This is a genomic window from Methylobacterium sp. WL12 (genome assembly GCF_008039475.1).
Classification (GTDB): domain Bacteria; phylum Pseudomonadota; class Alphaproteobacteria; order Rhizobiales; family Beijerinckiaceae; genus Methylobacterium; species Methylobacterium cerastii.
In genome coordinates this window covers 13,672-26,229 of sequence record NZ_VRUW01000033.1, presented here as the reverse complement: position 1 = coordinate 26,229, position 12,558 = coordinate 13,672, and the positions used below count along the sequence as shown (strand labels likewise).

The 12,558-nt window shown below is 70.1% G+C and carries 14 protein-coding genes; 4 read left to right on the top strand and 10 right to left on the bottom strand.

The annotated features are described in order from the left end of the window. Positions 1 to 36 precede the first annotated feature (36 nt). On the top strand, positions 37 to 294 hold the full coding sequence (locus FV226_RS14145; RefSeq protein WP_147752731.1) for a DUF6111 family protein: 258 nt from the start codon (positions 37 to 39) through the stop codon (positions 292 to 294). After that, positions 294 to 1,562 (top strand): CCA tRNA nucleotidyltransferase, encoded by a 1,269-nt coding sequence (locus tag FV226_RS14140; RefSeq protein WP_147763406.1) that lies wholly within the window; start codon positions 294 to 296, stop codon positions 1,560 to 1,562. The genes FV226_RS14145 and FV226_RS14140 overlap by 1 nt, the downstream gene beginning before the upstream one ends. Positions 1,563 to 1,610: 48 nt before the next feature. Here FV226_RS14140 and FV226_RS14135 read toward each other — a convergent pair whose 3' ends face one another. The 8 genes from FV226_RS14135 to FV226_RS14100 form a co-directional block, all read right to left on the bottom strand. Then, positions 1,611 to 2,012, bottom strand: coding sequence for a F0F1 ATP synthase subunit epsilon (locus tag FV226_RS14135; RefSeq protein ID WP_147728188.1), 402 nt, complete (start codon positions 2,010 to 2,012; stop codon positions 1,611 to 1,613). A 70-nt stretch (positions 2,013 to 2,082) separates the two neighbouring features. Continuing rightward, positions 2,083 to 2,331 carry a hypothetical protein gene (locus FV226_RS14130; RefSeq protein WP_147763405.1) on the bottom strand — a complete coding sequence of 83 codons (249 nt, stop codon included), beginning with the start codon at positions 2,329 to 2,331 and terminating at the stop codon, positions 2,083 to 2,085. Between the two features lie 4 nt (positions 2,332 to 2,335). Beyond that, the gene (gene atpD, locus FV226_RS14125; RefSeq protein ID WP_147763404.1) at positions 2,336 to 3,793 is read right to left on the bottom strand and encodes a F0F1 ATP synthase subunit beta; all 1,458 of its coding nucleotides are present in this window, start codon (positions 3,791 to 3,793) and stop codon (positions 2,336 to 2,338) included. Between the two features lie 48 nt (positions 3,794 to 3,841). After that, positions 3,842 to 4,729, bottom strand: a complete 888-nt coding sequence (locus tag FV226_RS14120; protein WP_147752726.1) for a F0F1 ATP synthase subunit gamma — start codon at positions 4,727 to 4,729, stop codon at positions 3,842 to 3,844. A 73-nt stretch (positions 4,730 to 4,802) separates the two neighbouring features. Continuing rightward, complete coding sequence (gene atpA, locus FV226_RS14115; RefSeq protein WP_147752725.1) at positions 4,803 to 6,338, bottom strand: F0F1 ATP synthase subunit alpha; 1,536 nt, start codon at positions 6,336 to 6,338, stop codon at positions 4,803 to 4,805. A gap of 75 nt (positions 6,339 to 6,413) precedes the next feature. Then, entirely contained in the window at positions 6,414 to 6,983 is a 570-nt protein-coding gene (locus FV226_RS14110) for a F0F1 ATP synthase subunit delta (RefSeq protein WP_147763403.1), read from the bottom strand. Between the two features lie 235 nt (positions 6,984 to 7,218). After that, a complete protein-coding gene (locus FV226_RS14105; RefSeq protein ID WP_147763402.1) occupies positions 7,219 to 7,905 on the bottom strand; it encodes a DsbA family protein in 687 nt (228 codons plus the stop codon). A gap of 97 nt (positions 7,906 to 8,002) precedes the next feature. Then, positions 8,003 to 8,629 carry a 2-hydroxychromene-2-carboxylate isomerase gene (locus FV226_RS14100; RefSeq protein ID WP_147763401.1) on the bottom strand — a complete coding sequence of 209 codons (627 nt, stop codon included), beginning with the start codon at positions 8,627 to 8,629 and terminating at the stop codon, positions 8,003 to 8,005. Positions 8,630 to 8,859: 230 nt separating this feature from the next. Between FV226_RS14100 and FV226_RS14095 the strand changes: the two genes are divergently transcribed. Continuing rightward, on the top strand, positions 8,860 to 10,098 hold the full coding sequence (locus tag FV226_RS14095; RefSeq protein ID WP_147752721.1) for an argininosuccinate synthase: 1,239 nt from the start codon (positions 8,860 to 8,862) through the stop codon (positions 10,096 to 10,098). Between the two features lie 62 nt (positions 10,099 to 10,160). Here the strand turns inward: FV226_RS14095 and FV226_RS14090 are convergent, their stop codons facing one another. Both FV226_RS14090 and mtgA read right to left on the bottom strand, forming a co-directional pair. Continuing rightward, positions 10,161 to 10,697, bottom strand: coding sequence for a hypothetical protein (locus FV226_RS14090; protein ID WP_147763400.1), 537 nt, complete (start codon positions 10,695 to 10,697; stop codon positions 10,161 to 10,163). Between the two features lie 75 nt (positions 10,698 to 10,772). After that, complete coding sequence (mtgA, locus tag FV226_RS14085) at positions 10,773 to 11,381, bottom strand: monofunctional biosynthetic peptidoglycan transglycosylase (protein ID WP_246685390.1); 609 nt, start codon at positions 11,379 to 11,381, stop codon at positions 10,773 to 10,775. Positions 11,382 to 11,579: 198 nt separating this feature from the next. Between mtgA and FV226_RS14080 the strand changes: the two genes are divergently transcribed. Next, positions 11,580 to 12,554, top strand: a complete 975-nt coding sequence (locus FV226_RS14080) for a polyprenyl synthetase family protein (RefSeq protein ID WP_147763399.1) — start codon at positions 11,580 to 11,582, stop codon at positions 12,552 to 12,554. Positions 12,555 to 12,558: the final 4 nt, after the last annotated feature.

The following is a 12,558-nucleotide window of genomic DNA, read 5'->3' as shown; positions in this document are numbered from 1 at the left end:
CGAGCGGGAATCGCCCGCGCCCATCGATCGGATGCCATGCTGCGTCGCCTCGTGGAGGAGTTCGGGCTCTTCCTGCTGCCCTTCGGGCTGTTCTTCACCTACCTGCTGCTCGTCGGCCGCAACCCGCTGCAGCGGGCGCACTGGGACGCCCAGGCCTTTCGCCTCGTCCTGGCCGGCTTGGCCGTGGTGATCGCCTCGCTGGTGGCCTCGGGCCTGTTCTCCGAGCGCCACGCCACCGGCTTCGTGCCGACCCACATGGAGAACGGCCGGCTGGTGCCAGGCGAGTTCCGCTGATGCGGCGCCTCGACCCCGACGGCCCGGCGCGGCTGCTCGCCCGGCCCGAGGTCCGCGCCGTCCTCGCCGGCCTCGATGCACCTGGCGAGGAGACCCGGCTCGTCGGCGGCTGCGTGCGCGACGCGCTCCTCGGGGTCGACGCCGCCGACATCGACCTCGCCACGACGCTCCTGCCGAACGCCGTGATCGATCGGGCGCGGGCGGCGGGCCTGAAGGCCGTGCCGACCGGGATCGAGCACGGCACCGTGACGCTGGTCGTCGCCGGGCGGCCGGTCGAGGTGACGACCCTGCGCGAGGACGTCGAGACCGACGGGCGGCACGCGATCGTGCGGTTCGGCCGGGACTTCACGCGCGACGCGGAGCGGCGGGACTTCACGGTGAACGCGCTCTCGCTCGGCGCCGACGACACGCTCCACGACACCACCGGCGGCCGCGCCGACCTCGCGGAGGCCCGCATCCGCTTCATCGGAGACCCCGCGACGCGGATCCGCGAGGACGCCCTGCGCATCCTGCGGTTCTTCCGCTTTCACGCCCGGTTCGGTGGAGGAGAGCCCGATGCTCCGGCGCTCGCCGCCTGCGTCGCCGCGCGAGCGGCCCTGGCGAGCCTGTCGCGGGAGCGCGCCCGCATGGAGTTCCTGAAGCTCTTGGCCGCCCCCGGTGCGCCGGGCGCCGTCGCCATCCTCGACGAGACCGGCCTTCTCGCTCGCATCACCGGCGGCGTCGCCGAGCGAGGCAGGCTCGCGCGCGCGATCGAGGCCGGCGCCGGCACGATCCAGCGGCTCGCCGCGCTGTCCGTGACCACGCGAGCCGAGGCCGAGCGCCTCGCGGAGGGTTTGCGGCTTTCGAAGGCCGAGCACGCTACCCTCGACGCCTACGCCCGCGCCCTCGCCGCGCTGAAGACCCCCGCCGCGATCGACCGGCCGGCGCTCCGTGCGCTCGTGGCCGAGCACGGGCCTGCAGCCCTTCAAGCGGCGATGGACGCGACCGCCGGCGAGCCGCGCCCAGTGATCGGCCCGGACGCTGCAAACGCCTGGCGCGACCTGAAGGATGAACCCGCTCCGGTCCTGCCGGTGACCGGGGCGGCCCTCGTCGCTCGCGGCATCCCGGCCGGGCCGAGGATCGGGGTCGCCCTCGCGGCTCTGCGCCGACGCTGGCTCGAAGCAGGCTGTCCCGTCGGGACGGACGCGGCCGAGGCGCTGATCGCCTACGCGCTAGCCCAGGATGCGTCGGCACAAGACACGAAAAAGCCCGCCGAACCGCGCCGGTGACGGCGGTTCGAACGGGCTTCGGTCGGATTGGTGATTGGTGCGAAGGCCTCAGAGCTTGAGGAGGTTCTTCGTCTCTTGGAGCTGGACGATCTGGCCGTTCAGCTCCTCGCGCTTCTGCAGGTCCTCGGTGGCGTCGCGCTGCAGCTCGGCCGCCTCGATGTCCCGGTCGAGGGATTCCGGCGTCAGCTCCTCGATCGGGGCGGCGCGCTCGGCCAACACCGTCACGCCGGTCGGCCCGATGTCGGCGAAGCCACCGCGGACGTAGATGCGCTTGCCGCTGTTGGCGCGCTCGGTGACCACGATCACGCCCACGCGAAGCGAGGTGAGCACCGGGGCGTGGCCGGCGAGCACCGTCATCTCGCCCTCGGTGCCGGGAAGCTGCACCGACTCGACCTCGCCGGAATACAGCGACCGCTCGGGGCCGACGAAATCGAAGTGGAAGGTGGCCATGCGCTCGGAATCCCGACGTTTGTCATTCCCGGCGCGCGGCCACCCGAGGGCTACGTGCCGGCCTTGAGAGTTAGGCCCTGCGCCGGTCCGTGGCGAAGCCGAGGCCGAAACCGATCAGAGCACCGATGCCCGCGAACAGGGCGACGTGCTGTGTCTGCCCGCTGGTCAGCTCGCCGCCGCGGGTGCCGGCCGGGCGGTCGCCCTGCACTTCGACGGAGAGCGGGCCGATCTTGATCTCGGCCGCCTCGGGCCGCGTCACGTAGCCGATGAGGCCGCCGGCCAGGAGGCCGACGACCAACAGGACGATCTTGGCGTTCAAGGCCTCAGGCCGCCTTCAGCTTCTTCGCCTTGGCCTGGGCGTCCTCGATGGTGCCGACCATGTAGAAGGCCGCTTCCGGCAAGTCGTCGTACTTGCCCTCGACGAGGCCCTTGAAGCCCTTGATCGTGTCTTCCAGCGGCACCTGGATGCCCGGGGAACCGGTGAAGATCTCGGCCACCGAGAAGGGCTGCGAGAAGAAGCGCTCGATCTTGCGGGCGCGCGCGACCGTCAGCTTGTCCTCTTCCGACAGCTCGTCCATCCCGAGGATGGCGATGATGTCCTGGAGCGACTTGTAGCGCTGCAGCGTCTGCTGGACCTTGCGGGCGACATCGTAGTGCTCCTCGCCGAGGATCGCCGGAGACAGCATGCGCGAGGTCGAGTCGAGCGGGTCCACCGCCGGATAGATGCCCTTCTCGGCGATCGAGCGCGACAGCGTCGTGGTCGCGTCCAAGTGGGCGAACGAGGCGGCGGGCGCCGGGTCGGTCAGGTCGTCGGCCGGCACGTAGATCGCCTGCACCGAGGTGATCGAGCCCTTGTTCGTGGTGGTGATGCGCTCCTGCAGGGCGCCCATGTCCGTGGCGAGCGTCGGCTGGTAGCCCACGGCCGAGGGGATGCGGCCGAGCAGCGCCGACACTTCCGAGCCGGCCTGAGTGAAGCGGAAGATGTTGTCCACGAAGAACAGCACGTCCTGGCCCTGGTCGCGGAAGTCCTCGGCGATGGTGAGGCCGGTGAGCGCGACGCGCGAGCGGGCGCCGGGAGACTCGTTCATCTGGCCGTAGACCAGCGCGCACTTGGAGCCCTCGGCCGAGCCGCCGTTCTCCTTCGGGTCCATGTTCACCTTGGACTCGATCATCTCGTGGTAGAGGTCGTTGCCCTCGCGGGTGCGCTCGCCGACGCCGGCGAAGACCGAGTAGCCCGAGTGCACCTTGGCGATGTTGTTGATCAGCTCCATGATCAGCACGGTCTTGCCGACGCCGGCGCCGCCGAACAGGCCGATCTTGCCGCCCTTGGCGTAGGGGGCGAGCAGGTCGACCACCTTGATGCCGGTGACGAGGATCTGCGACTCCGTCGACTGGTCGGTATAGGGGGGCGCGGGCTGGTGGATGGCGCGGAGCGAGTCCGACTGGATCGGGCCGGCCTCGTCGATCGGCTCGCCGATGACGTTCATGATGCGGCCGAGCGTGTTGTGGCCGACTGGGACCATGATCGGCGAGCCGGTGTCGGTGCACTCCTGGCCCCGGGTCAGGCCCTCGGAGGTGTCCATCGCGATGCAGCGCACGGTGCTCTCGCCGAGCTGCGCGGCGACTTCCAGCACAAGGCGGTTGCCGTTGTTCTTGGTCTCGAGCGCGTTCAGGATCTCCGGCAGGTGGCCGTCGAACTGCACGTCGACGACGGGGCCGATGACCTGGACGATCTTGCCGACCTTGTTGGAGCCGGCGCCGGGGGAAACGGTGTTTGCCATGATTGCGTGCCCTTGAAAGGTATGCGGTCGGTGCGCCGGCGAAGGCGCTTAGAGGGCTTCGGCGCCCGAAATGATTTCGATGAGTTCCTTGGTGATCATCGCCTGACGCGTGCGGTTGTAGATCAGCGTCTGCTTCTTGATCATCTCGCCCGCGTTGCGGGTCGCGGAATCCATGGCACTCATGCGTGCACCCTGCTCGGATGCGGCGTTCTCGAGGAGCGCCCGGTAGACCTGAACCGTGAGGTTCTTCGGCAGCAGCGTCTCGAGGATCGCCTCCTCAGAGGGCTCGAATTCCATCGCCGAATCCGCCGGCGCACCGGTGCTGCTGGCGCCGCCCTCGGGCAGCTCCGCCGGGATCAGGCGCTGCGCCGTCGGGATCTGCGAGATCACCGAGCGGAACTCGGAGAAGAACAGCGTCGCGACGTCGAACTCGCCGGCCTCGTAGCGGGTCAGGATCTTGTCGGCGATCTCGGCGGCGAAGGGGTAGTCGACCGGGCGGTTGCCGCGGATGTCCTGCGACTCGACGATCTGCTCGCGGAACTGGCGACGAAGCTGGTCCAGACCCTTCTTGCCGACCGTCATCATCTTGACGGTCTTGCCCTCGGTCGCGAGCTTGTCGGCATGCGCCCGCGCCAGGCGCGCGATCGACGAGTTGAAAGCGCCGCACAAGCCGCGGTCGCCGGTGCAGACGATCAGCAGGTGGGTCTGGTCCTTGCCGGTGCCGGCCAGCAGCTTCGGCGCGCCGACGCCGCCGACGAGGTTCCCGGCGAGGTTGCCGAGCACCGCCGCCATCTTCTCGGCATAGGGACGGCCGCTTTCGGCAGCCGTCTGTGCGCGCCGCAGCTTGGCGGCGGCGACCATCTGCATCGCCTTGGTGATCTTCTGCGTCGCCTTCACCGAAGTGATGCGGTTGCGCAGATCCTTCAAACTCGCCATCGGGTGGTCCGGTCTCTCAGGGCCTGTTCACGACCAGGCGCCCGTCGCCGGGCGCCCGATGAGGCGGGTTCGTCTAGTTCGCGAGCGACTTCGCCACGCTCTCGACCACGCTCTTGAGCTTGGCGGCGCTGTCGTCCGACAGGTCCTTCGAGTCGCGGATCGCGGAGAGCAGGTCGGCGTGCTTGGTGCGGAGCGTCGACAGCAGCGCGTCCTCGAACGGGCGGACCTTCGCGACCGGCATCTTGTCGAGGTAGCCGTTGACGCCGGCGTAGATCACCGCGACCTGCTCCTCCATCTTCAGCGGCGAGAACTGCGGCTGCTTCAGGAGCTCGGTGAGGCGCGAGCCGCGGTTGAGCAGCTGCTGGGTCGAGGCGTCGAGGTCCGAGCCGAACTGCGCGAAGGCCGCCATCTCGCGGTACTGCGCCAGCTCGCCCTTGATCTTGCCGGCGACCTTCTTCATCGCCTTGGTCTGGGCCGAGGAGCCCACCCGCGAGACCGAAAGGCCGACGTTCACCGCCGGGCGGATGCCCTGGTAGAACAGGTCGGTCTCGAGGAAGATCTGGCCGTCGGTGATCGAGATCACGTTGGTCGGGATGTAGGCCGACACGTCGTTGGCCTGGGTCTCGATGACCGGCAGCGCGGTCAGCGAGCCGTTGCCGGCGGCGTCGCCCATCTTGGCGGCGCGCTCGAGCAGGCGCGAGTGCAGGTAGAACACGTCGCCGGGATAGGCCTCGCGGCCCGGCGGGCGGCGCAGCAGCAGCGACATCTGGCGGTAGGCCACGGCCTGCTTGGACAGGTCGTCGTACGAGATCACGGCGTGCATGCCGTTGTCGCGGAAGTACTCGCCCATGGCGCAGCCGGCGAACGGCGCGATGAACTGCATCGGCGCGGCGTCCGAGGCGGTGGCGGCGACGACGATCGAGTACTCCATCGCGCCCTGATCCTCGAGGACCTTCACGAACTGGGCGACCGTCGAGCGCTTCTGGCCGATGGCGACGTAGATGCAGTAGAGCTTCGACTTCTCGTCGCCGCCGGCGGCGTGGCCGGGCTTCTGGTTGAGGATCGTGTCGAGCACGATCGCGGTCTTGCCGGTCTGGCGATCGCCGATGATCAGCTCGCGCTGGCCGCGGCCGACCGGGATCAGGGCGTCGACGGCCTTGAGGCCCGTCGCCATCGGCTCGTGCACGGACTTGCGCGGGATGATGCCCGGCGCCTTCACGTCGACGCGTCGACGCTCGGTCGACTCGATCGGACCCTTGCCGTCGATCGGGTTGCCGAGGCCGTCGACCACGCGGCCGAGCAGGCCCTTGCCGACCGGGACGTCCACGATGGCACCGGTGCGCTTGACGGTCTGGCCTTCCTTGATCTCGCGGTCGGAGCCGAAGATCACGATGCCGACGTTATCCTGCTCGAGGTTAAGCGCCATGCCGCGCACGCCGGACTCGAACTCGACCATCTCGCCGGCCTGGACGTTGTCGAGGCCGTAGGCGCGGGCGATGCCGTCGCCGACGGACAGGACCTGGCCGACCTCGGAGACTTCGGCTTCCTCGCCGAAGTTCTTGATCTGGTCTTTCAGGATCGCGGAGATCTCGGCGGCGCGGATGTCCATCGTCGGGCCCTTCAGTTCGTTCTTGTCAGGTGTTCAGGTGTGATGGCGAGAGCCGGGGCGTCCTCGACGGACGGCCTAACGGGCTTCCCGCATCGCGAGACGAATGCCGTTCAGCTTGGTCCGGAGCGAGGCGTCGACCATGCGCGAGCCCATCTTGACGATGAGGCCGCCGATCAGGCTCGGGTCGACGTGCAGGTCGAGGTCGACCTCGGACTTCGCGACGTCGCGCAGGCTGGCCTTGATCTCCTCCAGCACCGCATCGGAGGGCCGCTCGGCCACGCGAACCTCGGCGCGGACGATGCCCTTCGATTCGCGAACCAGGCTGCGGAAGGCGGCGATCATGCCGGGCAGGGCGAACAGGCGGCGGTTGGCGGCCGACAGGCGGATGAAGTTGGCAGCGAGGCCGGTGATGCCGGCCTTCTCGAGGATCGCGCCGATTGCGACGGCCTGCTCCTCACCCGAGAAGACCGGGCTACGGACGAGACGGCGGAGATCCGCGCTCTCCTCGAGCAAGGCGTCGAAGCGCTCCAGGCCCTCGGCCGTCGCATCGATCTGGCGCTCGTCACGGGCGAGATCGAACAGGGCGGAGGCGTATCGACCCGACACGCCGCCGACCAGGGAACCCTCGGAACCGTTCTGCGCCACCCGTCGCTCTCTCTTGTTCCTTGGCCCTTCGGTTCCGACCGGGCTGCGCCGTAATCAGGGCGCCGGGCCGGAGACCGTCGGGAAATGGGATTGTGCCGGGCTTGTCCGGGACCCACGAAGATCCCTCGGCCGGCGCGGCGACCGCCTAGCATGGCAACCGGAGCCGCGCAAGGCGATCGGCCGGCGGCGGCGGCCCGGCCGAGCTTGTGCCGGGTGATCGATCCGACAGGGGAAATCAGCAGGCGAGGCGGTCGCAACGGCGGGTGGCGGCGATCATCTTCGCCATGGAGCGGGCGCCCGGATGCCCGAGGATGCCGGCGTTGCCCAGCACGTAGGACGGGGTCGCGTAGAGGCCGAGGTCGGCCGCGATCCGCATCTGGCTCTTGAGCGCTTCGCGGACCTCGTCGCTGTCGGCGATGCTCTCCAGCTCCGGTCCGGCGATCCCAAGCGCCGTGCCGGCGGCGAGCGCGCCGGGGCCGTCGATCTTGCCGGGCTTGCCGAGCAACCGGCCGTAGAAGTCCCAGGCCGCCTCGGAGCCGAGCTTGCGCTGGACGGCCAGCGCCACCTTGGCGGCCTGGGCCGATTGCGGCGACAGAATCGGATTCTGGACAAGGCCGATGCGCAACGCCGGGTCGGCGGCGTGCAGGGCGATCACGTCGGCGGCGGCCTTGCGGCAGTAGGGGCAGTTGAAGTCGAAGAACTCGTACAGCGTCGTCTCGGCCTCGCGCGGGCCGACGTAGGTGATTCCCCGCAGGGACGCGAGCTGGCCGGTGATCTCGCCTGGGAGCACGGAGTTGGCGACCGGCCTGCCCTCGTCGCTCGTCACCGAGACGCGCTGACCATACGATTGGGCGCGCGCCGCCCCGGTGAGGGCGACGGCGGCGGCCGAGGTCGCGATGAGGTGGCGGCGGGTGAAGGGCATGCTGGCGTCCGAGCGGCGGTGTCGAGCCCGCGCATCAGCCCGGCAATTCAGGCGATGTCGGGGCCTTCGCGTCGGAGAGTCTCGTCGCGCGATGGCGTCAGCGCATGTCGCCCGGGCGCTCGCCGGCGGCCCAGGCCAGCGCCTGTTCCAGGCGGTCGTTGCCCCAGAACAGCTCACCGTCATCCGTCAGGAAGGTCGGGGCGCCGTAGATGCCGCGCGAGCGCGCCTCCTCGCCGACGACGCGGAGCTTGGTCTTGTTCGCTTCGCTCGCCGCCGCCTTGAGCTGCTGCGTCCCGTCGAGGCCGAGCCCGTTCAGGATCTCGACCACCGCCGCGGGCTCGGCGATCGAGCGGCCGTGCGCGAAGCAGGATTCGAACACCGCCTTCGAGAACGGCACCAGCCAATCCTGGTCCTGCCCGAGGATGGCGGCGCGGGTTGCGCTGAGGCTGTTCTGCGGGAACGGATCGGGGCGCCGCACCGGCGGCAGGCCGCAGCGGGCGGCCTCGCGCTCCATGTCGCGCCACATGTTGCGGCCCTTGGCCGGGTAGAGGTTGAAGGGCGAGCTCGTCCAGCCCTGCGAGGCGAAGATCGGCCCGAGCAGGAACGGGCGCCAGCGCACCGCCACGCCGGCCGCCGCGGCCAGACCCTCGATCCGGGCGGCGGCGAGGTAGGAATAGGTCGAAGCGAACTCGTACCAGAACTCGAGGGTCGGCTGGCGCGCCATGGTGATCGCTTCTCCGGGTCTCAGGTGTCGGCACGCAAATCTCACACCCGTCGATGTCGGGAGCGAGGCAGGTTGGGGCGCGCGACGGGGCATTGGCGACGCCCCGCGCGCTTGAGCGAACGTCCGGCCCGGCATGCCGGTTGCAGGCCGTTCCGGTTGCAGGGCGCCGGACGGCGCGATAAGCCGCCGCAACCCCCTCGCCTAACGTCCGCGAACACCCGAAGGTCCGCATGTCCGAGCCCGACAAGAAGCCCGTGAACAAGGTCGTGCTCGCCTATTCCGGCGGCCTCGACACCTCGATCATCCTCAAGTGGCTGCAGACGACCTACGGCTGCGAGGTGATCACCTTCACCGCCGACCTCGGCCAGGGCGAGGAACTGGAGCCGGCCCGCCGCAAGGCGGAGCTGCTCGGCATCAAGCCCGAGAACATCTTCATCGAGGACCTGCGCGAGGAATTCGTGCGGGACTACGTGTTTCCGATGTTTCGCGCCAACGCGGTCTACGAGGGCGTCTACCTGCTCGGCACCTCGATCGCCCGGCCGCTCATCGCCAAGAAGCAGATCGAGATCGCCGAGCGGCTGGGCGCCGACGCGGTCTGCCACGGCGCCACCGGAAAGGGCAACGACCAGGTCCGGTTCGAGCTCGGCTACTACGCCCTCAAGCCCGACGTGACGGTCATCGCGCCCTGGCGCGAATGGGACCTGAAGAGCCGCGAGCAGCTGATCGCCTTCGCTGAGCAGCACCAGATCCCGATCGCCAAGGACAAGCGCGGCGAGAGCCCGTTCTCGGTGGACGCCAACCTCCTGCACGCCTCCTCCGAGGGCAAAGTGCTGGAGGACCCGGCCGACGAGGTGCCGGATTACGTCTTCTCGCGCACGATCTCGCCCGAGGAGGCGCCGGACACGCCCACGATCGTCACCATCGGCTTCGAGAAGGGTGACGCGGTCTCGATCGACGGCGAAAAGCTGTCTCCGGCCTCGCTGCTGGCCAAGCTCAACCAACTCGGCCACGACAACGGCATCGGCCGGCTCGACCTCGTCGAGAACCGCTTCGTCGGCATGAAGAGCCGCGGCATGTACGAGACGCCCGGCGGCACCATCCTGCTGCCGGCCCACCGCGCCATCGAGTCGATCACGCTGGACCGCGGCGCGGCGCACCTCAAGGACCAGATCATGCCGCAATACGCGGAACTGATCTACAACGGCTTCTGGTTCTCGCCCGAGCGCGAGATGCTGCAGGCGCTGATCGACAAGAGCCAGGAGCTGGTCACCGGTGAGGTGCGGCTCAAGCTCTACAAGGGCGGCGTCCACGTCATCGGCCGCACGAGCCCGCACTCGCTCTACGACCAGGACCTCGTCACCTTCGAGGAAGGCGCCGTCGCCTACGACCACCGCGATGCGGCGGGCTTCATCAAGCTCAACGCGCTGCGGCTGCGGACGCTGGCGCAGCGGAAGAAGCGGGACGCCTGAGAAACGCCTTCTCTCCCTCCCCCGCAGAGGGGGGGAGGGAGAAGCGCCGGCGACCGCAGCCTTCAGTCGTAATCGCCCGGCGCGATGTCGGCGTAGCGCAGGAAGATCTGCAACGCCGGTTGCATCTCGTGGTGCAAGGCTGCGTCCGGCACCGGCGTCGCGCCGTAGGGCGCCTGGGCGTCGACGCAGGGCACGTCGAGGGCGTCGTCCCAGCGGACCGCCAGGTGCGGGATCAGCGCGAGATGCGCCTCGGTGACGTCGAATGTGATGTGCTCGGGCGTGGCGCCGTCGGCGTCGCGGAACACGTCGCCGGCCCGGCCCGGATCGAGCTTGGCCAGGGGGTTGTGGTACTGGTAGCGGCCGGGCTTGAGCACCGCGTGCCGGACGAAGGTGGCGAACGCCGCGCCCACCGCTCTGTGCTCCGCGTCGGCGCCCTCGTCGTCGCCGGTGACGTTGGCGATGTCGTCGTCCCGCGAGGTCGAGCCGTAGGGAGCGTCCGGATGGATCATCGGCGCGCCGGCCCCGTCCGGGTTCCAGCCGACGACGAGGCGGCGGATCAGGGCGATCCGCTCCAGGGTGATCTCTGTGGTGCCGGCCATGACGTCCGTTCTCGCTTGGATCACGCTCCCTAACCGCATCCGGGCGGCCTGCGAACCCGGGGCCCGCGCAAAAGCCTATCCCTTGAGGCACCCCATCAGGCCCTCGACCTGCCCCATCCGGCCCTGGATGCGGCCGGCCAGGGACCGCACCCCGCGGGAGGGCTTGCCGGCGCTGCGCAGGATCGGGTTCGGCAGGGTCGCGGCCAGCAGGGCGGCTTCCCCGCGGCTGAGGTCGCGGGCGTTCTTGCCGAACCAGTGCCGGGCGGCGGCCTGGGCGCCGTAGATCCCCTCGCCCCATTCGGCGACGTTGAGATAGATCTCCATCATCCGCCGCTTGCCCCAGAGCGTATCCATCAGGAAGGCGAGCGGAATCTCGAGCGCCTTGCGGACGTAGGAGCGGCCGGGCCAGAGGAAGACGTTCTTCACGGTCTGCATCGCGATGGTCGAGGCGCCGCGGCTCGGCCCGTCCTCGTCGTCGACCACGTCGCGCAGCGCGTCGACGTCGACGCCGTGGTCGAGGCAGAAGCGCTGGTCCTCGGAGGCGAGGACCGCCTGGACCAGGGCCGGCGCGATGGCGGAGAGCGGCACCGCCTCGCGGGCCACCGGCTGGAGCGTCAACCATCGCCCGAGCATCAGGGTTGAGGGCGGCGTCACCGCGCTATAGAGCAGCGCCAGCGCGAGCATGAGGACGAGCCCGACGGCCGGGACGAGCAGGATGCGCCCGACGAGCTTCCGGACCCGCCGTGACGGAGCCGGCGGCTGCGGGCGTCCCAGCGACCTCAGGTCCCGCGCCTCGGTACTCTGCGCGTCGCGACCCGGCGCCGCTTTGCTATCGTCCGCCCGCACCGTGTCGCGTCCCACTCCCGCCAAGGCCCGTTCCCGATGACCTCAACGCAGGCTCACCCCGCTCCGGTCAAGTCGCAAGGTACCGAGCATGCCGCCGACGACGGGTTTTCCCACAAGCTCGCCCGCGTGGCCGACACGGTCGAGACCTTCCTGGTCGAGCGCCTCGGCCCCGAGGTCGGCCCCGGCGAGATCGCGCGCCCGCCGCGCCTGATGGAGGCGATGCGCCACGCGGTGCTCGGCGGCGGCAAGCGCCTGCGCCCCTTCCTCGCGGTCGAGACCGCGCGGATGCTCGGCGGCGCGGAGGCGGCGGCGCTGGCCGCCGGCGCCGGCGTCGAGCTGGTGCACTGCTATTCGCTGGTCCACGACGACATGCCGGCGATGGACGACGACGACATGCGCCGCGGCAAGCCCACCGTGCACAAGGCCTACGACGAGGCGACCGCGATCCTGGTCGGCGACGCGCTGCAGACCCTAGCCTTCGAGATCGTGGCCGACCCGACCTGGCAGCCGGACGCGTCGATCCGTGCCGACCTCGTGCTCGGCCTCGCCCGCGCCTCGGGCCTCGGCGGCATGGTCGGCGGCCAGCTCCTCGACCTGACCGCGGAAGGCCGTTTCGGCCCGGTCTCCCTCGACGTGGACGACACCTTGCGGATGCAGGCGATGAAGACCGGCGCGATCCTCGCCTTCTCGGTGGAGGCCGGCGCGATGGTCGGCGGCGCCACGACGGACGAGCGCGCCGCGCTCTTGCGCTACGGCCTCGCGCTCGGCCAGGCCTTCCAGATCGCCGACGACATCCTCGACCGCGAGGCCTCGCCGGAAGCGATGGGCAAGGCCACGGGCAAGGACAAGGACGCCGGCAAGGCGACGCTGGTCGACCGCCTCGGCCTCGACGGCGCGCGGGCCGAATGCGACCGGCTGGTCGGCGTCTGCGAGGAGGCGGTCTCGCGCTGGGGCGACCGGGCGCAGACGCTGCGCGAGGCGGCGCGGTTCACGGTGGCGCGGAAGGCCTGAGGCG